18 protein-coding genes and 1 pseudogene are annotated in these 20,358 nt (G+C 72.6%); 13 read left to right on the top strand and 6 right to left on the bottom strand.

Annotated elements, in window-relative coordinates; translation table 11 throughout:
• Positions 1-27: 27 nt before the first annotated feature.
• Positions 28-981 (bottom strand): NlpC/P60 family protein, encoded by a 954-nt coding sequence (locus AB0C87_RS22095; RefSeq protein ID WP_345186133.1) that lies wholly within the window; start codon positions 979-981, stop codon positions 28-30.
• A gap of 276 nt (positions 982-1,257) precedes the next feature.
• Positions 1,258-2,535 (bottom strand): NYN domain-containing protein, encoded by a 1,278-nt coding sequence (locus AB0C87_RS22090; protein ID WP_360579272.1) that lies wholly within the window; start codon positions 2,533-2,535, stop codon positions 1,258-1,260.
• A gap of 291 nt (positions 2,536-2,826) precedes the next feature.
• Between AB0C87_RS22090 and AB0C87_RS22085 the strand changes: the two genes are divergently transcribed.
• From AB0C87_RS22085 to AB0C87_RS22075, 3 genes are all read left to right on the top strand, one after another.
• A complete protein-coding gene (locus AB0C87_RS22085) occupies positions 2,827-4,662 on the top strand; it encodes a DEDD exonuclease domain-containing protein (protein ID WP_360579271.1) in 1,836 nt (611 codons plus the stop codon).
• 34 nt (positions 4,663-4,696) lie between these two features.
• Complete coding sequence (locus AB0C87_RS22080; RefSeq protein WP_345186140.1) at positions 4,697-5,446, top strand: rhomboid family intramembrane serine protease; 750 nt, start codon at positions 4,697-4,699, stop codon at positions 5,444-5,446.
• A gap of 97 nt (positions 5,447-5,543) precedes the next feature.
• On the top strand, positions 5,544-5,831 hold the full coding sequence (locus AB0C87_RS22075) for an Lrp/AsnC ligand binding domain-containing protein (RefSeq protein WP_345186143.1): 288 nt from the start codon (positions 5,544-5,546) through the stop codon (positions 5,829-5,831).
• A 12-nt stretch (positions 5,832-5,843) separates the two neighbouring features.
• Here the strand turns inward: AB0C87_RS22075 and AB0C87_RS22070 are convergent, their stop codons facing one another.
• Both AB0C87_RS22070 and AB0C87_RS22065 read right to left on the bottom strand, forming a co-directional pair.
• Positions 5,844-6,545, bottom strand: a complete 702-nt coding sequence (locus AB0C87_RS22070) for a cache domain-containing protein (protein ID WP_345186145.1) — start codon at positions 6,543-6,545, stop codon at positions 5,844-5,846.
• Between the two features lie 17 nt (positions 6,546-6,562).
• Positions 6,563-7,279, bottom strand: a complete 717-nt coding sequence (locus AB0C87_RS22065; RefSeq protein ID WP_353833714.1) for an FCD domain-containing protein — start codon at positions 7,277-7,279, stop codon at positions 6,563-6,565.
• Positions 7,280-7,357: 78 nt separating this feature from the next.
• On the opposite strand from AB0C87_RS22065, the gene AB0C87_RS22060 reads away from it, so the two are divergent.
• The 4 genes from AB0C87_RS22060 to AB0C87_RS22045 are packed head-to-tail and all read left to right on the top strand — an operon-like array spanning position 7,358 to position 11,369.
• Positions 7,358-8,392: an ABC transporter ATP-binding protein gene (locus tag AB0C87_RS22060; RefSeq protein WP_345186149.1), complete on the top strand. Its 1,035-nt coding sequence runs from the start codon at positions 7,358-7,360 to the stop codon at positions 8,390-8,392.
• A gap of 48 nt (positions 8,393-8,440) precedes the next feature.
• Entirely contained in the window at positions 8,441-9,649 is a 1,209-nt protein-coding gene (locus AB0C87_RS22055; RefSeq protein ID WP_360579267.1) for an ABC transporter substrate-binding protein, read from the top strand.
• Positions 9,646-10,560, top strand: a complete 915-nt coding sequence (locus AB0C87_RS22050) for an ABC transporter permease subunit (RefSeq protein ID WP_353833712.1) — start codon at positions 9,646-9,648, stop codon at positions 10,558-10,560. The genes AB0C87_RS22055 and AB0C87_RS22050 overlap by 4 nt, the downstream gene beginning before the upstream one ends.
• Positions 10,560-11,369, top strand: a complete 810-nt coding sequence (locus tag AB0C87_RS22045) for an ABC transporter permease (protein WP_345186158.1) — start codon at positions 10,560-10,562, stop codon at positions 11,367-11,369. The genes AB0C87_RS22050 and AB0C87_RS22045 overlap by 1 nt, the downstream gene beginning before the upstream one ends.
• Before the next feature lie 35 nt (positions 11,370-11,404).
• Here AB0C87_RS22045 and trpD read toward each other — a convergent pair whose 3' ends face one another.
• Together trpD and AB0C87_RS22035 are read right to left on the bottom strand one after the other, a co-directional pair.
• Positions 11,405-12,454, bottom strand: a complete 1,050-nt coding sequence (gene trpD / locus AB0C87_RS22040; RefSeq protein ID WP_345186161.1) for an anthranilate phosphoribosyltransferase — start codon at positions 12,452-12,454, stop codon at positions 11,405-11,407.
• Positions 12,455-12,522: 68 nt separating this feature from the next.
• A complete protein-coding gene (locus tag AB0C87_RS22035; RefSeq protein ID WP_345186163.1) occupies positions 12,523-12,945 on the bottom strand; it encodes a hypothetical protein in 423 nt (140 codons plus the stop codon).
• A gap of 164 nt (positions 12,946-13,109) precedes the next feature.
• Here AB0C87_RS22035 and AB0C87_RS22030 point away from each other — a divergent pair, with 164 nt between their 5' ends.
• The 6 genes and pseudogenes from AB0C87_RS22030 to AB0C87_RS22005 all read left to right on the top strand — a co-directional run.
• Positions 13,110-13,694 carry a heme-copper oxidase subunit III gene (locus tag AB0C87_RS22030; protein ID WP_345186166.1) on the top strand — a complete coding sequence of 195 codons (585 nt, stop codon included), beginning with the start codon at positions 13,110-13,112 and terminating at the stop codon, positions 13,692-13,694.
• Positions 13,695-13,729: 35 nt separating this feature from the next.
• On the top strand, positions 13,730-14,641 hold the full coding sequence (locus AB0C87_RS22025) for a c-type cytochrome (RefSeq protein WP_345186168.1): 912 nt from the start codon (positions 13,730-13,732) through the stop codon (positions 14,639-14,641).
• Positions 14,638-15,735, top strand: coding sequence for a Rieske 2Fe-2S domain-containing protein (locus tag AB0C87_RS22020; RefSeq protein ID WP_353833711.1), 1,098 nt, complete (start codon positions 14,638-14,640; stop codon positions 15,733-15,735). Before AB0C87_RS22025 ends, AB0C87_RS22020 begins: the two co-directional genes overlap by 4 nt.
• On the top strand, positions 15,732-17,366 hold the full coding sequence (locus AB0C87_RS22015; protein ID WP_345186174.1) for a ubiquinol-cytochrome c reductase cytochrome b subunit: 1,635 nt from the start codon (positions 15,732-15,734) through the stop codon (positions 17,364-17,366). The genes AB0C87_RS22020 and AB0C87_RS22015 overlap by 4 nt, the downstream gene beginning before the upstream one ends.
• A 70-nt stretch (positions 17,367-17,436) precedes the next feature.
• Positions 17,437-18,564 (top strand): glycosyltransferase family 4 protein, encoded by a 1,128-nt coding sequence (locus AB0C87_RS22010; protein WP_360579264.1) that lies wholly within the window; start codon positions 17,437-17,439, stop codon positions 18,562-18,564.
• Between the two features lie 954 nt (positions 18,565-19,518).
• Positions 19,519-20,358, top strand: a pseudogene (locus tag AB0C87_RS22005) (hypothetical protein); the annotation flags it as partial.

Genomic DNA, 20,358 nt, shown 5'->3' with positions numbered 1-20,358 from the left:
CCGTGGAGCAGGGGGTCAGGCGGTGCGTCAGGGGCGCCCGGCGCCGTAGAAGTTGCTCTTGTAGTAGCCGGAGCTGATGTCGCTGATCTTGACGACGTCGCCGGTGTGCGGGGCGTGGATCATCTTGCCGCCGCCCACGTAGAGGCCGACGTGGCCGAGGTTGCTGAAGAACACCAGATCACCGGGCTGCATGTTGTTCCAGGCGACCCGCTTGGAGCTGGTGTAGGCGTACTGGGTGTTGGTGGTGCGGGTGATGCTGACGCCCGCGGCGGCCCAGGCCTTCATGGTCAGACCGGAGCAGTCGTAGGAGTCCGGGCCCTCGGCGCCGTAGGAGTAGGGCTTGCCGAGCTGCGCGTAGGCGAAGTTGAGCGCCGTGCGGGCCGGGCCGCTCGCCGGGCCGTTGTAGGTGCCGCCCGTGGGGCCGCCGCCGCCCGGGCGGGAGGGCGTGCTCCCGCCGCCGAGCCGGCGCACGAGCGCCTTCTGCTTCTGCACCTGCTTGTCGAGGTCCTGCTTCTGCTTCTTCAGCTCGTCCTGCTTGGACTTCACCTCGTCGTAGGCGGCCTTCGCCTGGGACTGCTCGCGGCGGAGCCGCTGGGCGGTCGCGAGGAACTGGGTGAGCTGGGAGCTCCGCTCGTGCGACAGGTGCGAGAAGACGGCGGCCTGGTCGAGGATCGACTGCGGGTCGTTGCTGCCGACGAAGCCGGTGACGTCGGCCGAGTCACCGTTCTTGTAGGCGGTGGCCGCCATCTGCGCGATCTTGGACCGCTGCTCCTCGAAGTCGGCCTGCTCCTGCTTGCTCGCCTTGGTCGCGGCGTCGAACTTCTTCTTGGCGACCTTGAGCTTCTCGCGGTTCTGGTTGAACTGCTCGACCTTCTGGTCCATCTTCTCGTTGAGCTTGTCGAGCGTCTTCTGGGCCTGCGCCCGGGTCGGCTTGGGCTCGGCGTGCGCCACCACCGGGGAGCAGGTCAGGGAGACCGCCACGGTCAGTCCGGCGACGGCCGCCAGGCGACGGCGGAGGCCTGTGCCCGCAGAGCCCGCCCCGCGGCCAGGCCGCTGCGCCGGTGCCCCGATGTGATCATTGGCCACGGTCGGTTTCGCCCCTCTCGTCCACGACGTCAGCGGACGACATTAGCGAGGGGCAACAGCCGTCACAACCGATTCATCACTCTTTGATTGACATCTCTCATTATCATCCACTTTTAGTGACGCCATGATCACATACCGCGAGGACTGCCTTATCGGAGCCTTATGGGCGTCTTAGGAGCGGCCCAGCCTGCGCAGCAGCAGGGAGGACGGGCAGGGGCGCGCGTTGGCGCGCCGGGCGGCGTCGGCGACCTCCCGGTCGGACGACACCACGACCACCGAGCGGCCCGGCGGCTCGGCCCGCACGAGCTCGCCGATCAGCTCGTCCGCCGTCTGGCCCGGGTGGCTGAACCGCACCCGCACCCCGCGCGGCGCCGCGATGGCGACCGGCGCGTCCAGTTCCGCCCCGTCGAACACGCACGTCACCTCGGCGCGCGTCTGCGCGGCGAGCCCGCCGAGCCCCGACAGCAGCCGGCTGCGCTGGTCGGCCAGCGGCAGCTCCCCGTACCCGGTCTTGGTGACGTTGTAGCCGTCCACCACCAGGTGCACCTGCGGAAGCGTCAGCAGCCGGTCCAGCAGCTGCGGGTCGCTGTCGGACAGGGCCCGGCCGGGCAGCGCGCGGTGCGCCAGCCGGTCGGGCTCCAGCCCGCCGACCGCGTCGGCGGGACGGCCGATGGTGGAGGGCAGGGCCAGCTCCCGGCGGACGCCCTGCGCGGCGTCCACCAGCGCGTCCAGCAGCATCCGCAGCCGCACGTCGTCGACGTTGCGCCCCTCCCGCGCGGCCCGCTTGGCGGTCTCGGCCGCCTCCTCCGCCCGCGCGGCCCGGGCGCGCAGCCTGCGCAGCTCCTTGTCCGACGCGGCGGTCGACTCGCGCGCGGCGGCGAGCTCGCGGTCGGCCTCCTCCGCGACCGCGTGTGCGCGCTCCTCCGCGGCCCGGAACCGGGTGCGCGCGTCGTGCAGCTTGCGGCGCAGCTCGGCGACCTCGGCCTTGGTCTCGCGCAGCTCGGCGCGCAGCTTGGCCAGCTCGGCGCCGCGGGCGTCGCGGGTCGCGGCGAGCTCCGCCTTCAGCGCGGCGACGCGGCGTTCGGCCTCCTGCTCCTCCGACGCGCTCGCCGAACGCGCCAGCTCCTCGCGCGCGGACTCCACCAGCTCTGTCCAGCCCGCCGGGCGCAGCAGGTACGCCAGCACGGCGACGCGCACCGGGTCGGCCGCGGGCGGCACGTTCCCGCCCTCGACCGCCTCCACCAGGTCGGCCTGCGCCTCCCGGAGCGGCGCGGCGACCCGGCTCCGGAACTCCCCGTCCTTCTCCAGCACCGCCGCGATGTGCTGGCCCGCGAGCCTGGCGCGCTTGCGGCGCTCGAACCGCGCGAACCGGCGCAGCGGCACGGGGATCTCGTCGGAGGGCAGTGACCCGATCAGGTCGGCGGCGGCCTCCACCACGCCCTGCCGCACCGCCTCGGGCAGCGGGCGGGACGCCTTCTCCGCGGGCTCCCCGTCGCCGGGGGTCGCTTCGGGACCGCTGTCGATGATCCCGCTCCTTCCGGGCTGCGCCGCCGGTGGGCTGTGTGTTCCCGAGCGCGGTACGCCCTAACCAGGGCGAACGTGCGATCGGACGGATCGCGCCCGGCCCTCGGCGGGATGCCTCCCGCCCGTCCTCGCGGCCCCCGCCCGGCGGGACGTCCCGGCGCCCCCCAACCCTAGCGGCACGAAGTTCTGTCGGTGGGGTCCTCTACGGTCGCGCTCATGACGGCTGCGCACGGTGTCCAAGGGCGCGGAGCCCAGGGGCACGGGGCCCGGGGGCACGGCGTCCAGGGCACCCTGGACGACCTCGGCACCCCCCTCAGCGACGTCACCTTCGTGGTGGTCGACCTGGAGACCACCGGCGGCTCGGCGGCCGACTCGGCCATCACCGAGATCGGCGCGGTGAAGGTGCGCGGCGGTCAGGAGCTCGGCGAGCTCGGCACGCTCGTCGACCCGGGCGGCCCCGTCCCGCCGTTCATCACCGCGCTCACCGGCATCACCACGGCGATGGTGACGGCCGCGCCGCGGATCGAGTCGGTGCTGCCGGCGTTCCTGGAGTTCGCGCGCGGCTGCGTCCTCGTCGCGCACAACGCCTCGTTCGACATCGGCTTCCTCAAGGCCGCGTGCGCCGCGAACGGCTACGCCTGGCCCGCGTTCGCCGTCGTCGACACCGTCGACCTGGCGCGGCGCGTGCTGTCCCGCGACGAGGTGCCCAACTGCAAGCTCGCCACGCTGGCCCGCTTCTTCCGGACGTCCAACGAGCCGACGCACCGGGCCCTCGCCGACGCCCGCGCCACCGTGGAGGTGCTGCACGGCCTCATCGAGCGGCTCGGCTCGTTCGGCGTCACCTCGCTGGAGGAGATGCGCGGCTTCGCGAAGGCGCCCACCCCCGAGCAGCGCCGCAAGCGGCACCTCGCCGACGACGTCCCCTCCACCCCCGGCGTCTACCTCTTCGAGGACCACGCCGGCGAGGTGCTCTACGTGGGCAAGAGCGGCGACCTGCGCTCGCGCGTGCGCAGCTACTTCACCGGCTCGGAGACGCGCCGGCGCGTCCGGGAGATGGTCGGCCTCGCCGAGAACCTCCGCACCATCGTGTGCGCCACGGGGCTGGAGGCCGAGGTCCGCGAGCTGCGGCTGATCGCCGAGCACAAGCCGCGCTACAACCGCCGCTCCAAGTTCCCCGAGCGGGCGATCTGGCTCAAGCTGACCGTGGAGCCGTTCCCCCGGCTGTCCATCGTGCGGGAGTGCCGGGCCGACGGCGCCCGCTACCTCGGGCCGATCTCCTCGCGGCGGCAGGCCGAGGAGGCCCGCGCCGCGCTGCACGAGGCGGTTCCGCTGCGGCAGTGCACCCAGCGTCTGACCCTCCGGCTGGTGGAGAGCGGCAAGGCGCGTTCGTGCGCCCTCGCCGAGCTGGGCCGCTGCGGCGCGCCCTGCGACGGCCGCGAGTCCGCCGACGCCTACGCCGTCCACACCGGGACGGCCCGCTCCATCATGGAGGGCGACGTGCGGCCCGTCGTCGCCGCCGCGCAGGTCCGCATCGACCGGCTGGCCTCCGAGCTGCGCTACGAGGAGGCCGCCGCCCAGCGCGACCGGCTCGCGGCGTTCGTCCGGGCCGCCGCGCGCGGGCAGCGGCTGGCGGCGCTGGCCCGGCTGCCCCAGCTGGTGGCCGCCCGTCCCGCCTTCGACGGCGGATGGGAGCTGTCGGTCGTGCGCTACGGCCGGCTCGCCGCCGCCGGGACCGTCCCGCCGAACGCCCGGCCCCGGCCCTACGTCGACGCGCTCATCGCGACGGCCGAGACGGTGTTCCCGCCCTCCGGAGAGGCGCCCGGCGGCGTCGCGCTCGGCGCGCCCGCCTCGCAGGGCGCGACCGCCGAGGAGATGGAGTGCGTCCTGCGCTGGCTCGATCTGCCCGGCGTCCGCCTGGTCGAGGTCGACGGCCCGTGGACGTGCCCGCTGCACGGCGCCGAGGGCCTGCGCGAGTGGATCGACAAGGCCTACGACCGGAGCTACGAGCGGCCCGACGGTGCCCGTCGCGGGCCCGGCCGACCACTAAGGTGACCGTGTACACCCGGCAACCGGAGGACGACCCCGCATGGCACTGCCTCTCTACGACAGTCAGCCTGCGCGGCGCGTCCCCTGGGTGACGTACCTGCTGATCGCCGTCAACGTGGTGGTCTTCCTCATCACCCCGATGTCGAACTTCGCCGCCTGGTACGGCAAGGGTTCGGTCCGCGAGTGCAAGGCGACGCACTTCACCTACGAGTACGGAGCCGTGCCGAAGGAGCTGACCACCGGCGACCAGCAGCCGCTGCCGACCGAGGTCGCGCACGACTGCGGGCCGTCGAGCTTCCGCAAGGCGCCCTGGACCGCGGCGTTCACCTCGATGTTCCTGCACTCCAGCGCCATGCACCTGCTCGGCAACCTGGTCTTCCTGTTCGTCGTCGGCATGGGCGTGGAAGACCGGCTCGGCCGATGGCGCTACCTGCTCGCCTACCTGGTGTTCGGGCTCGTCGCCGTCTACGGGTTCGCGTGGACCTCGCCCGACTCCACCGTCCCGCTCATCGGCGCGTCCGGCGCGATCGCCGGGGTGATGGGCGCCTACGTGATCCTCAATCCGCGGGGCCGCGTCGTCAGCTGGGTGCCGCCGGTCATCTTCATCCGCCTGCCGGTGTGGGTGGTGCTCGGCTACTGGTTCGTCCTGCAGTGGCTGTCCCTGGGCGACGAGAAGAGCAACGTCGCCTACACCGCGCACATCTACGGCTTCGTGGCGGGCGTGGTGTTCGCGCTCCTGGCCCGCCGTGCCGGCCCCGCCCACCGCCTGGCCGCGCTGAGCGGCGGCTGACCGCCCGCGACCGCCTCCGCTCCCGGGGGCGTCCCCCGCACTCGCGGCGCAGGGCCCCGGTAGGGTCGGAGGGTCCGTTTCTGTGGGGAGGGGTGCAGTGGTCACTGCGATCGTGTTCGTCAAGGCCGACGTCGCGCGCATCCACGAGGTGGCCGAGACGATCGCGGCGCTGGACGGCGTCAGCGAGGTGTACTCCATCACCGGCGACCACGACCTCATGGTGATGGTCCGGGTGCGCCGCCACGAGGAGCTCAACGACGTGATCCCCGGCCGCATCAACAAGGTCCCCGGCATCGTCGGCACCGAGACCCACATCGCGTTCCGCACCTACTCCCAGCACGACCTGGAGCAGGCCTTCTCCCTCGGCCTGCCCGACGCCGACTGAGGCCGGGGGCGGCTAGCCGCCGACGACGAGGGCGACGCGGTCGATGCCGCCCCCGCAGGAGCGGGCGGCGTAGCCGGGCAGCTCGCGGTACACGGCCCCCGGGGGCCAGCTGGCGGTGTTGGAGGCCATCACGCGGCCGGGGGCGTTGACGACGAACGCGGGCGCGGGGATCTCCCGCAGCGCCGGCACGATCTCGTTCTCGAACGTCCGGGCGAACACGTCGGCGGCCGCGACGCCCGCGAACCTCCCGTCCACGCGCACCGGCGCCGACAGGGTCAGGACGTACTCGTCGCTGCACAGGTAGTCGACGTAGGGGCCGCAGACGGTCTTCTCCGCCCCGCTCTGCGGCCCCGTGAACCACTCCCAGTCGGTGTAGTCGTACAGGACGCTGCTCTCGGGGTTCAGGTCGCGCAGCAGCTGGGACGGCCGCCCGGCCGGGCCGGTCTGCCACCACTCCATGTACCAGGCGGCGTCGGCGAGCAGGCCCGGCGCGGCGATGAACCCGAGGCCGCAGACGAGCGGGCCGAGATGGGAGAACAGCAGCGGGCGCAGCGCGGCGAGGTCGTCGCGGGCAGGGGAGCGCCCGGCGCGGCGGACGTCCTCCAGACGCCGCGCGGCCGCGTCGCGCACCTGGGCCACGGTGGTGAACACGCCGTCCAGGGTCGCGCGGACGTGTGCCGCCGCCGCGCCGACGGCCGGTGGCTCGGCGGGCATGGGTCCCCCTCGGGGTCTCAGAGTGCGAGCCGTCGTTCAATCAGACGTTCTACCGCATTCGAGACGTGACTTTCAGCTACATCGCGTGCCTCGGCGCCGTCGGACGCCTCGATCGCCCGGACGAGCCGGGCATGCTCGGCGGCGACGGGCCCGCGACGTTCGGGAAGATCGTGCACGGCCCAGACCAACGGCCCGAGCTCGGCCTGGAGCCGGATCTCCTCCCGGGTGAGCCGGCCGGACTGGGAGGCGGCGGCGACCTCCAGGTGGAACCGGCCGTCCAGCCGGCACGTCCCGGCGCCGGATTCCGTCCCGGCCATCTCCTCCAGCGACCGCCGCAGCCGCCGGACGTCGCCGGGCAGCGACCGCCCGGCGGCGAGCCGGGCGGCGGCCCCGGCGATGGCGGCGTAGTGGTCGCCGAGGTCGCGGAGCTCTTCCGCGCTGAGCGAACGCAGCCGCTCGTCGAGGTCGAAAGCCCTGGCAGGAGCCCTGACGAAGCTGCCGCCGCCGCGGCCCCGGCGGGTCTCGATGAGCCCCTGCTGACGCAAGGCCATCAGCGCTTCGCGTAGGGTGACCGTCGAAACACCGAGATATGCCGACAGGTCAGTCTCGCTGGGCAGCTGCTCGCCGTCCGCGAGGAGGCCGAGCGCGATCGCGTCGCCCAGGCGCCGCACGACCGCGTGCACCCGCGCGGTGTTGTCGACGGGAGCGAACACGACGAGGTGCGCGCTGTCCATGGGCCCCCTCCCGGTGTCGACACAGTGATACCGGAACATCACTTGAACTTAAACCTCTGACTCCATATGTTTTCGGTCATGCCGGTTTCAGCGGTGAGGATCCGCGATCTGCGCAAGGCCTTCGGCCCCGTCGAGGCGGTGGCGGGCGTCGACCTCGACATCAGGGACGGCGAGTTCTTCTCGATGCTCGGCCCGTCCGGGTCGGGGAAGACGACCGTGCTGCGGCTCATCGCGGGCTTCGAGCGGCCGACCGCTGGAACGATCGAACTCGGCGGCAGGGACGTGACGGCGCTCGCGCCGTTCGACCGTGACGTCAACACCGTCTTCCAGGACTACGCGCTCTTCCCGCACCTGGACGTGCTCCGCAACGTCGAGTACGGCCTGAAGGTGCGGCGGGTGCCGAAGTCCGAGCGCCGGGAGCGGGCGCTGGAGGCGCTGCGCAGCGTCCGGCTCGACGGGATGCGGGCGCGCCGCCCCGCCGAGCTGTCGGGCGGCCAGCGCCAGCGGGTCGCGCTCGCTCGGGCGCTGGTGAACGAGCCGAAGGTGCTGCTGCTGGACGAGCCGCTCGGCGCGCTCGACCTGAAGCTGCGCGAGGAGATGCAGGTCGAGCTGAAGAGCATCCAGCGCAGGGCCGGCATCACCTTCGTGTTCGTCACCCACGACCAGGAGGAGGCGCTGACCCTCAGCGACCGGATCGCGGTCCTCGACGGCGGCCGGGTCCAGCAGGTCGGCACGCCGGCCGAGGTGTACGAGCGGCCGGCCACCGAGTTCGTGGCCGGCTTCGTCGGGACGACCAACCGCATCGGCGAGGTCTGCGTGCGGCCGGAGAAGATCGCCGTCCACATGGACGGCGAGGGCGCGCGGGACGACGGGCCGGACGCGGGGGACCGGCAGGCGCTCGGCACGATCGCCGAGGTCGTCTACGCGGGCGCGGTCACCCGCTTCGTCATCGACCTGGAGTCGGGGAGCCGCGTCGTCGCGCTCCAGCAGAACCTGCGGACCTCCTCCATGGACGTGATGGGCCGGCGCGGCGCACGCGTCCGGATCAGCTGGCACGAGGCGCACGAGTTCCACCTGGCGGGCGCCGGCTCCACGCCGGCGCCCACCCCCTGAGCCACCCCACCGAACCCCCGAAAAAACCCCCACAATAAGGAGTTCCCCATGTGGTCCACGCGCATGGCGGCCGCCGCCGCGGCGACGCTGGCGATCGGACTCGCGGCCGCCGCCTGCGGCGGCGACTCGGGCGACAAGGCGACCGGAGCCGGGCAGGGCGCCTTCCCGGTCCCCAAGGTGCCGATGCAGAAGTCGCTCGGCCAGAGCGAGGGCCAGGTCAACCTGGTCGCCTGGGCCGGGTACGCCGAGGACGGCTCCAACGACCCCAAGGTCGACTGGGTCACCCCGTTCGAGAAGCAGACCGGCTGCAAGGTCAACACCAAGGTCGCCGGCACGTCCGACGAGATGGTGACCCTGATGAAGACCGGCGAGTACGACGCGGTCTCCGCCTCCGGCGACGCCTCGCTGCGGCTGATCGCCTCCGGGACGGTCGCGCCGGTCAACACCGCGCTCGTGCCGAACTACGCCGACGTGTTCGCCGGGCTGAAGAACAAGCCCTGGAACTCGGTGAACAACGTCGCCTACGGCATCCCGCACGGCCGCGGCGCCAACCTGCTCATGTGGCGCACCGACAAGGTCAAGACGGCCCCCGACTCGTGGGGCGCGGTGTTCGACGCCAACTCCCCGTACAAGGGGAAGATCACCGCCTACGACTCGCCGATCTACATCGCCGACGCCGCGCTCTACCTCAAGACGGCCAAGCCCGAACTCGGCATCAAGAACCCGTACTCGCTCGACCAGAAGCAGTTCGACGCGGCCGTCGAACTGCTGAAGACCCAGCGCGGGCTCATCGGCGAGTACTGGTCCGACTACACCAAGGAGGTCCAGGCGTTCAAGAGCGGCGACTCCGTCCTCGGGACGACCTGGCAGGTCATCGCCAACCTCGCGGAGGGCGAGAAGGCCCCGGTCAAGGTGACCCTGCCCAAGGAGGGCTCCACCGGCTGGTCGGACACCTGGATGGTCGGCGCCAAGGCCAAGAACCCCAACTGCGCCTACAAGTGGATGGACTGGATCGTCTCTCCCAAGGCGAACGCGCAGGTCGCCGAGTGGTTCGGTGAGGCCCCGGCGAACGCGAAGGCGTGCCAGGAGACCGCGGACAAGAAGTTCTGCGACACCTTCCACGCCACCGACGAGAACTACTTCTCCCAGGTGCACTTCTGGACGACGCCGATCGCGCAGTGCCTCGACGGGCGCAAGGACGTCAAGTGCGTCGACTACTCCAAGTGGACCCAGGCGTGGACCGCGATCAAGGGATGACCGGCTCCGCCCTCACCGGCGGTGAGGACGGCCGCCCGGCGCCGGGTCTCCGGCGCCGGGCGGCGGCCCTGCTGCACCGCCGCCCGCGGCTGCGCCTGTCGCTGCTGCTGTCGGCGCCGCTCGCCTGGCTGGTCGTCGTCTATCTCGGCGCGCTCGCCGCGATCTTCCTGACCGCCTTCTGGACCACCGACGTCTTCACCGGCGAGGTCGTCCGGCAGTTCACGCTCGCCAACTTCCAGACCCTCGTCGACGAGCCGGTCTACCGGACGGTCGCGCTGCGCAGCCTCGGCGTCGCGGCGGCCGTCACCCTCATCGACACCGCGATCGGCTTCCCGATGGCGCTGTACATGGCCAAGGTCGCCAAGCCGCGGCACCGGCCCTACCTGGTGATAGCCATCCTGGCGCCGCTGTGGGCCGCCTACCTCGTCAAGGCGTACGCGTGGCGGGTGATGCTCGCCCAGGGCGGCCTCGTCGACCAGGTGCTGGGGCCGTTCGGGCTCTCCAGCCCCGGCTACGGCCTCACGGCGACCGTGATCGTCCTGGCCTACCTGTGGCTGCCGTACATGATCCTGCCGGTCTACGCGGGCCTGGAGCGGCTCCCGGACTCGCTGCTGGACGCCTCCGGCGACCTCGGCGCCCACCCGCTGCGCACGCTGCGGTCCGTCGTGCTGCCGCTGGTGTTCCCCTCGCTGGTGGCCGGATCGATCTTCACGTTCTCGCTGTCGCTCGGCGACTACATCACCGTGAAGATCGTCGGTGGCCGGAGCCAGCTGCTCGGCAACGTCGTCTACGACAACATCGGCGCCGCCAACAACCTGCCGTTCGCGGCGGCGGTCGCCACGATCCCGGTGGTGGTGATGCTCGGCTACCTCGCCGCGGCCCGCCGCACCGGCGCGCTCAGGGAGCTGTGATGACCCTCTCGCCCGCCGCGCGGATCGCCCTGCGCGTCCTGATGTTCCTCGGCCTCGCCGTCATCTACGTGCCGCTGCTGGTCGTGCTGGTCAACTCCTTCAACGCCGACACCGCGTTCGGCTGGCCGCCGTCGGGGTTCACCGGGCGCTGGTGGTCGCAGGCGCTGCACAACGAGGGCGCCCGGCAGGCCGTGCTGACCAGCGTCAAGGCGGGCCTGGGCGCGACGGCCGCCGCGCTCGTCCTCGGCACCATGGCGGCCTTCGCGGTGGCGCGGCACCGGTTCTTCGGACGCGAGACGGTCTCGCTGGTCGTCGTGCTGCCGATCGCGCTGCCCGGCATCGTCACCGGCATCGCGCTCAGCAACGCCTTCCAGGTCGTGCTGAAGCCGCTCGGGATCGGGCTCGGCCTGTTCACCGTGGTCGTCGGGCACGCCACGTTCTGCGTCGTCACGATCTTCAACAACGTGCTCGCCCGGCTGCGGCGCACGGGCACCAGCCTGGAGGAGGCGTCCGCCGACCTCGGCGCCGACACGTTCCACACGTTCTGGCACGTCACGTTCCCGGCGCTGCGCTCGGCGCTGCTCGCCGGGGGGCTGCTGGCGTTCGCGCTGTCCTTCGACGAGATCATCGTGACCACGTTCACCGCCGGACCGGGCGCCCAGACCCTGCCGATCTGGATCTTCAACAACCTGTTCCGGCCCAACCAGGCCCCGGTCGTCAACGTGCTCGCGGCCGCCCTGATCGTGCTGTCGGTCATCCCGATCTGGATCGCGCAGCGGCTGTCCAGCGGGGCCCGCGGCGTCGCGTGAGCGCGGCGGGGGCCGGTGCGGGCGGGCGCTGAGCGTCAGCCCCGCAGGCGCCGGGAGGCGTCGACCCAGCGGTCGAGGAGGGAGGCGGCGCCCCCCGAGTCGACCGCTGCGGCGGCGCGCTCGTAGGCGGCCCCCAGCGTCGCGGTGAGGTCGGCGGCGGCCGGCGTCCCCTCGTAGGCGGTGATGAGCGCGGCGGCGTTCAGCAGGACCATGTCGCGGACGGGCCCCCGCCGCCCGCCGAACGTCTCGCGGGCCACCCGCCCGTTGAACACCGCGTCGGCGCCGCGCAGGTCCTCGGGCTTCGCCGGCGGGATGCCGAGGTCGGAGGGGTCGAAGGTCGTCTCCGTCGCCGTCCCGTCGCGCACGACCCACACGGTGGAGGTGCCCGTGGTGGTCAGCTCGTCCAGCCCGTCGTCGCCCCGGAAGACCAGAGAGGAGCAGCCGCGCGCGGCGAACACGCCCGCCATCACGCCCGCCATCCGCGGGTGGAACACCCCGACGGCCTGGGCCAGGGGGCGCGCCGGGTTGGTCAGCGGGCCGAGGAAGTTGAAGACCGTGGGCGTGCCCAGTTCGCTGCGGGTGCGGGAGGCGTACTTCAGGGCCGGGTGGTAGAGCGGCGCGAAGCAGAAGGTGATGCCCACCTCGTCGGCGACCCGCGCGGTGGCCTCGGGGGGCAGGTCGATCGCGACGCCGAGGTGCTCCAGCAGGTCGGCGGCGCCGCACGAGGACGACGCGGCCCGGTTGCCGTGCTTGACGACCCGCACGCCCGCCGCGGCCGCGACCACGGCGGCCATCGTGGAGACGTTGACGGTGTGGCCGCGGTCGCCGCCCGTCCCGACGAGGTCGGCGATGCGGCCGGGAACCTCGATGGGCGTGGCGTTGTCCATCATCCCCGCGGCGAGGCCGGTGACCTCCTCGACCGTCTCGCCCTTGGCGCGCAGCGCCACGGCGAAGCCCGCGATCTGCACGTCGGTGGCCTCGCCGGACATGATGCTGTTCATGGCCCAGGTGGTCTCCTCGCTGGACAGCGAGTCGCCCGACACGAGGGCGTTGAGCAGTGCGGGCCAGCTGGTGCGCGCGTCCATGTCGCCTACAGGGTCGTGGTGGGTGCGTTGCGGGGGTGCGGTGCCGGGGGTGCGGTGCGGCCCGCCGGCTACAGGGCCGGGAGGCGGTTCTGGACGCGCTGCCGCATGAGGCCGGCGAGGGCGTTCGCGAGGGCCATCGGGTCGATGGGCAGGCCCACCACGGCGTCGGCGCGCGACCAGGTGGCGAGCCAGCCGTCGTCGCGGCGGCCGATGATCGCCAGGACGGGCGGGCAGTCGTACACCTCGTCCTTGGCCTGGCGGCACACGCCGAGACCGCCCGCGGGCTGCGCCTCGCCGTCGACGATCAGGACGTCGACGCCGCCCTGGTCGAGCCGCGCCACGACCGCGGGCTGGGTGGCGCACTCCTCGAACTCGACCTTCGGGAGGTCGGCGGCGGGCCGGCGCCCGATCGCCATCCGGATCTCGGCGCGCGTGTTCGCGTCGTCGCTGTAGACGAGGACCTTCATCGGGCTCTCCGGGGCGGTGCTCATGGACCTGAAGGGTACCGGGTCGCGGCACCGGTGACACGCTCGGGGAACCCTAGAAGGGGGGTCATGCGTCACTCACTGGATAGGGGCGCAATAATGCTGGCGTGACAGCATCCGCGATAGAGACAACACCTCACGCACGGGCGAACCGTCCCAATCTGGTCAGCGTGGGGACGATCGTTTGGCTGTCGTCCGAGCTGATGTTCTTCGCGGCGCTGTTCGCGATGTTCTTCACGATCCGCTCTGTGACGATCGGCCAGTCCGGCCACCACGCGTGGCCGGGCGCCCCGCTGGACCTGCCGCTGTCGGCCGTCAACACGACCATCCTGGTGCTGTCCTCGGTGACCTGCCAGATGGGCGTGTTCAAGGCCGAGGCCGGCAAGGTCGGACGTGACGGAAGCGTGTTCAACGTGGCGCGCTGGGGCCTGCGCGAGTGGTACGTCCTCTCGTTCCTCATGGGCGCCTACTTCGTCGCCGGCCAGGCCTACGAGTACTCCCAGCTGGTCACCAAGGACGGCCTCACCTTCTCGTCCTCGGCCTACGGCTCGGTCTTCTACCTGGCCACCGGCTTCCACGGCCTGCACGTCATCGGCGGCCTCGTGGCGTTCCTGTTCCTCCTGGGACGCACCTACGCCGCCAAGCGGTGGACGCACGAGCAGGCGACGAGCGCGATCGTCGTCTCCTACTACTGGCACTTCGTCGACGTGGTGTGGATCGGCCTGTTCTCGGTCGTCTACCTGCTCGACATCTGACCGACCCGACCGACATGACCCGAACGGGGACTTCCGTGAAAAGGATCACCGCATGGCGACGGCGCCCGTGGGCGGGCTACGCCGTCGTGCTGGCGGCCCTGGCGGCGATCGGCGCGATCTACGCCGGCTTCTCGCCGCGGACTGACCGCGCCGAGGCGCAGACCACCGCCCAGGCGGCGCAGGACCTGAAGAACGGCCAGCAGCTGTTCAACAAGAACTGCGCGAGCTGCCACGGGCTGAACGCCGAGGGCACCAAGGACGCCAAGGGCAACCCGATCGCCCCGAGCCTCATCGGCGTCGGCGCCGCGTCCGTCGACTTCCAGGTCGGCTCGGGCCGCATGCCCGCGGCGAACCCTGGCGCGCAGATGCCGCGCAAGAAGCCGCTCCCCGAGTTCAACACCTCGATCAAGACCGACTACGAGGAGAAGGACAAGCGGGAGGCGGCCGAGCGGCAGAAGATGCAGGCGGAGAAGAACCTCTCCGACCTCAGCGCCTACGTCGCCTCGCTCGGCGGCGGCCCGGAGGTCCCCCCGGCGTCGGCCGTGGACCCGAAGACCGGCAACGTCGCGCTCGGCGGGAAGCTGTTCCGCACGAACTGCGCGCAGTGCCACAACTTCACCGGCCAGGGCGGCGCGCTGACCGGCGGCAAGTACGCGCCCTCGTTGTCGAACCCCGACGTCACGCCCACCCAGATGTACGAGGCCATGCTCACCGGTCCGCAGGCGATGCCCGTGTTCAACGACACGACGCTCACGCCGAAGGACAAGCAGGCCATCATCGCCTACCTCGTCCAGACGCGCGAGGAGCCGAACCCCGGCGGTAACGGCCTCGGCCGCATCGGCCCGGTGACCGAGGGGCTGGCCGGCTGGCTGGTCGGCATCGGCCTGCTGGTCCTGGCCGCCATGTGGATCACCGCGAAGAAGCCGAAGAAGCTGAAGAAGTCATGAGCGACGACAACAAGGACACGGCGGGCCGGCCCGCCCCGCGCGAACGCGTGATCGGCACGCCGTCCCCGGCGCGCGAGAAGGCCCTGCTCGCGGAGGACGACATCTCGGCGCCCGCGGGCGTGGGGGACCAGCTCGACGAGGCGTCGGCCAAGCGCGCCGAGCGGATCGTCGCGACGCTCTTCCTGGTCGCGTTCGCCGCCAGCGTGGGGTTCATCGCCTACTTCATCGGCTGGAGCGGCCGCGACGGCGGCATGCACGGCGTCACCCGGGCGCGCGAGAGCAACCTGTGGCTCGGCGGCCTGATGGCGCTGTCGTTCCTCGCGCTGGCCTTCGGCGTCACCATCTGGGTGCGCCGCCTGATGACCAGCAAGCCGATCGTCCAGGAGCGGCACGAGCTGGCCGCCGACGAGGAGACCCGGGCCTCCTTCACCGAGGACTTCCTCGAGGGCGCCGCCGACAGCGGCATCACCAAGCGGCCCCTGCTGCGCCGCACGCTGCTGCTGGCCGCCGCGCCGCTCGGCCTGGCCCCGCTGGTGCTGCTGCGCGACCTCGGCCCGCTGCCGGAGAAGCGGCTCCGCCACACCTACTGGGGCGAGGCCGTCAAGAAGGCGCAGGCGGAGGGCAAGAAGGGCGCCCGCCTGGTCGTCGACGGCACCAACAAGCCGCTGCGGGTCAGCGACTTCTCCTCCCCGGGCTCGATGATCACGGTCCTGCCCGAGGGGATCGAGGAGGAGGTCCCCGAGGACCAGGTGCTCACCCAGAACGCCAAGGCCGTCACCATCCTCATCAACGTCCCCGCCAACGAGTTCAAGCCCGCCAAGGGCCGTGAGAACTGGCACGTCAACGGGATCGTGGCCTACTCCAAGGTGTGCACGCACGTCGGCTGCCCCGCGGCCCTGTACGAGCAGACCACCCACCACATCCTGTGCCCGTGCCACCAGTCGACGTTCGACGCCACCGACGCGGCGAAGGTGATCTTCGGGCCGGCGGCGCGGTCGCTGCCGCAGCTGCCGCTGTCCGTGGAGGACGGGTACCTCATCGCCACGAGCGACTACCACGAACCCATCGGACCGAGCTTCTGGGAGCGCGGATGAGCGAGGCGACAGCCCCGAAGGCGGTCGAGGCGCCGCTGACGTTCCTCGACGACCGCCTCGGCTCCACCACCTTCTTCAAGCGGAACATGAAGAAGGTGTTTCCGGACCACTGGTCCTTCATGCTGGGCGAGATCGCCCTGTACTCCTTCATCATCCTGCTGCTGACCGGGACGTTCCTGACGCTCTGGTTCCAGCCGAGCATGACGGAGACCGTGTACCACGGCTCGTACACGAAGCTGCAGGGCGTCAAGATGTCCGAGGCCTACGCCTCGACGCTGCACATCTCGTTCGACGTGCGCGGCGGCCTGCTCATGCGGCAGATCCACCACTGGGCCGCGATCCTGTTCATGGCGTCGATCCTCGCGCACATGCTGCGCGTGTTCTTCACCGGCGCCTACCGCAAGCCGCGCGAGCTGAACTGGCTGATCGGCATCGGCATGTTCACGCTGGGCATGCTGGAGGGCCTGTTCGGGTACTCGCTGCCCGACGACCTGCTGTCCGGCACCGGCCTGCGCATCACGCAGGGCGTCGCGGAGTCGATCCCGGTGGTCGGCACCTACATCTACATGTTCCTGTTCGGCGGCGAGTTCCCCGGCCAGGACATCGTCCCGCGCCTGTACATGCTGCACATCCTGCTGATCCCGGGGCTGCTGCTCGGCATGGTCACCGCGCACATGATGATCATGTGGGTGCAGAAGCACACGGCGATGCCGGTCAAGAACCAGACCGAGCAGCAGGTGTACGGCTACCCGTTCTACCCGGTGTTCATGGCCAAGACGGGCGCCTACTTCCTGTTCACCTTCGGCGTCCTGGCGCTGCTCGGCGCGTTCGCGCAGATCAACCCGATCTGGCTGTTCGGACCGTACGACCCCGGCGCGATCTCCTCGGGCTCCCAGCCCGACTGGTACATGGGCGTCCTCGAAGGGGCGCTGCGCATCATGCCGAACTGGGAGGTCTCCGCCTGGGGCCACACGGTCAGCTTCAACGTGCTGATCCCGGCGCTGGTGCCGCTCGGCATCGTGTTCGGCGGCGCGGCGGCCTGGCCGTTCGTCGAGCAGTGGGTGACCGGCGACAAGCGCCACCACCACGTGAACGACCGGCCGCGCAACGCCCCGGTCCGCACGGCGACGGGCATCGCCGCGGTCACCTTCTACGGGCTGCTGTGGATCGCCGGCGCCAACGACGTCATCGCGGACAAGTTCCACGTGTCGCTGTTCGCGACGACGTGGTTCTTCCGGGTGGCTTTCTTCCTCGGGCCGATCATCGCGTTCGTCATCACCAAGCGGATCTGCCTGGGCCTGCAGCGCAAGGACGCCGACGTCGTCGGGCACGGCGTGGAGAGCGGCGTGATCCTGATGTCGCCGGACGGGAAGTTCTCCGAGCGGCACGAGGCGCCGCGCGACGAGGAGCGGCACGTCCTGCTCTCCAAGGAGAACGCCCGGCCCGAGGCCCCGGCCCGGGACGCCAAGGGCATCCCGGCGCCCGGCACCAAGGGCCCGATCGGGCACCTGCGCTCGCGCCTCAACCGCGCGTGGACGTTCGACGACATCCCCGTCGAGGAGCACGAGCACCCGCACGGCGAGCAGGCCGAGATCGAGGGCGGCGCCGCGTCGCACGAGGTCCGGCACTGATCGTCCGCGCATCGGGGGCCCGTCACCGCACCGCCGGTGGCGGGCCCTCGCGCATCCCGGGCGGCCCGCGATGACCCGGACCCTGGTCGTCACCAACGACTTCCCGCCGCGCCCGGGCGGCATCCAGGCCTTCGTGCACGGCCTCGCCGTGCGCCGCCCGCCCGGTTCGGTCGTCGTCTACGCCCCGGCCTGGAAGGGCGCCGCGGAGTTCGACGCGGCGCAGCCGTTCCCCGTCGTCCGGCACCCCGGCTCCCTGATGCTGCCGGAGCCGGGCGTGCTGCGCCGGGCGGCGGACGTGCTGCGCGCGGAGCGCTGCGACTCGGTCGTGTTCGGCGCGGCGGCGCCCCTCGGCCTGCTGGCCCCGGCGCTGCGGCGCCGGGGGGCGCGGCGGCTCGTCGGGATCACCCACGGGCACGAGGCCGGCTGGGCGTCGCTGCCGGTGGCGCGCACCCTGCTGGGCCGCATCGGGGACGGCGTCGACGTCCTGACCTACCTCGGCGAGTACACCCGCTCCCGGATGGCGCGGGCCCTGTCGCCCGAGGCCGCGGCGCGGATGACCCGGCTCGCGCCCGGCGTCGACGAGACGCTCTTCCACCGGGGCGCGGGCGGGGCGGAGATCCGGGAGCGGCACGGGCTGACCGGCCGTCCGGTGGCGGTGTGCGTGTCCCGCCTGGTCCCGCGCAAGGGGCAGGACGCCCTCCTCCGCGCCTGGCCCCGGATCCTGGAGTCCGTGCCGGACGCCGCGCTGCTCCTCGTCGGCGGCGGACCCTACCGCGGTGACCTGGAACGCCTCGCCGCGTCCCTGCGCGTCGGCGGTTCGGTCGTCTTCACCGGCGGCGTCCCCTGGGAGGAGCTGCCCGCGCACTTCGACGCGGGCGACGTCTTCGCGATGCCGTGCCGCACCCGCCGCCGCGGCCTGGACGTCGAGGGCCTCGGCATCGTGTACCTGGAGGCGTCCGCGACCGGGCTCCCGGTCGTCGCGGGCGATTCGGGCGGCGCCCCCGACGCCGTCCTGGACGGCGAGACGGGCCTCGTGGTGCCGGGCCGCTCCGTCCCCGGCATCGCCGAAGCCGTGGCGGGCCTTCTCGCGGACCCGGACCGGGCCCGCGCCATGGGGGAGAAGGGCCGGGCCTGGATCGAACGGGAGTGGCGCTGGGACGTCCAGGCGAGACGCCTGGGGGACCTGCTGGAGCCGTGAACGACACCGTCCCCAGGATGAGGACCCGCCCCCGCGCCGTAGGCGGGTCCTCACCCCAGGGGCGGCGGCTCAGTGCGGCCCGGAAACGCTGACTGCGCAGGCACGCCGTTCCGTGCTCGGGCGCCCGAGTGCGCCCCCACCCCCGACGGCGGCGGGGGCGCAAGCCCCCCCCCCCCCCCCCCCGCGCCGTGGGCGCATGCCCCGCCCCCGGAGACCGGCTCCACGAGGACCGTCCCTGCCGGGCGGGGACGGGTCTGATCCGCCGCCGCCGGCCCGCCCGGCGCCCTCGTGGGGGAGGACCAGGAGAGAGGCGTGCCGCGTGGGCCGGCCGGCGGGAACGGATCGGGTCCGCGTGGACGGGAGCGCGGGGCACGGCCCCGGCATCCGGCGCCGCGGGGCCCGGCCCCGCGACGGTGCCCGGCCGTGGACGCGCCGGAGGCACGGGCGCCCCCGGGCCGATCCCGTGTCGCGGTGATCGTGTCATGGGGCCACCTCCTGCCGCCGCCGGCGTCCGCGGTCGCTGACGTTTCCGAAGCTAGAGCCGCCGGCCGTCCGCGGCGCCGGCGTTAACCCGCCCTTAATGAGCGGATCAGCCGTCGCTAAGCCGCCGTCCGCGGAAACGAGGATCCGCGCAGGTGAGAAGGCTGCCGGGCCTTCGCGCCCGGAGGCGTGAACCCGGGCCGGACTCCGCGCGTACAGGTGAAAAAGCGCCTCGGGACAAGGCTCATCGGCCTTTTTCGGCACCGATTGACATCCACGTTGCTTCGGGGGCGTATGCTCCCGGAGTGTTCGAGCGGATTCGCGAGAATCCGTTCGGGGATCGTGGTGGGAGCGAGCGGGCTCCGACACCGCGGTCCCGTCATGTCTCAGCGGGACGGCCGCCGGGCGTCAGGCCCGGCGGCGCGGAACGTGTCGGCGTTCGCCGTGCTCTCCGTCTCCTCCACAGGAGAGGGCATGGCGCGACGCGATTACGGGCATGCGTCCCGGAGCCAAACGCATGCTTCACCGTGGGCTGAGACGCCCGCGCGCCCGTCCACGGGACCCGAGCCCGAGCGGGGGCCCCGGTCCGAGGCCCCCCAGTGGCCCGAAGGGTCCTGGTGGTCGGAGCAGCCGGACTGGTCCGAGCGGAGGCGCGGATCGTCGCGGCGCGAGCCGTCGCGGCGCCAGATCAGGCGGCGCGAGGCCAGGGCCCGCGCGCGCGGTTCCGGCAAGGGCGCCGAGCGGCCGCGCCCCCGGGCGCAGTGGCCGGAGCCGCCCGAACGGCGCGACGACGCGAAAGCCGATCGCTTCGACGCGCGCGGCAGCTACGACCCCGCGGGCTACGCGGCCCGCACGCGTCGGGACGTTCGATCGGAGCGCCCCGACGCCCGCGGCGAGCGGCCGGGCTCCCGGAACGCGCGGCGGGACATTCCAACCGAGCGTTCCGACGCCCGCACCCAGCAGGACGCCCGCACCGAGCGTCTCGACGCTCGCGCCGGGCGGGACGCCCGCACCGAACGGGACACGCGGACCGAGCGGTTCGACGCGCGGAGCACGCTGCGAGACGCCCCGAGGGAGCGGTTCGACGCCCGCACCGAGCGGGACGACCGCACCGGGGGTGTCGGCGGCCGCGGTGAGCCGCGCGGCGGGCGCACCGAAAGGTTCGACGCGAGGGCCGAGGGGCTCGGCGGGCGCGCGGGACGGCCCGAGAGGGACCGGTCCCGCGACTTCTCGGCGCGGGGCGGGCGCTCCCGCCGTGCGGAGCCGGCCCGCGCCGGGCGGGGCGGCCCCCCGCGGCGCCCCCCTCGGCAGGAG

The sequence above is a fragment of the Actinomadura sp. NPDC048021 genome, assembly GCF_040653135.1.
In the GTDB taxonomy this organism is placed as follows: domain Bacteria; phylum Actinomycetota; class Actinomycetes; order Streptosporangiales; family Streptosporangiaceae; genus Spirillospora; species Spirillospora verrucosospora.
Note: the sequence above shows the minus strand (reverse complement) of the source record. Positions and strands in the feature narration are given on the sequence as shown.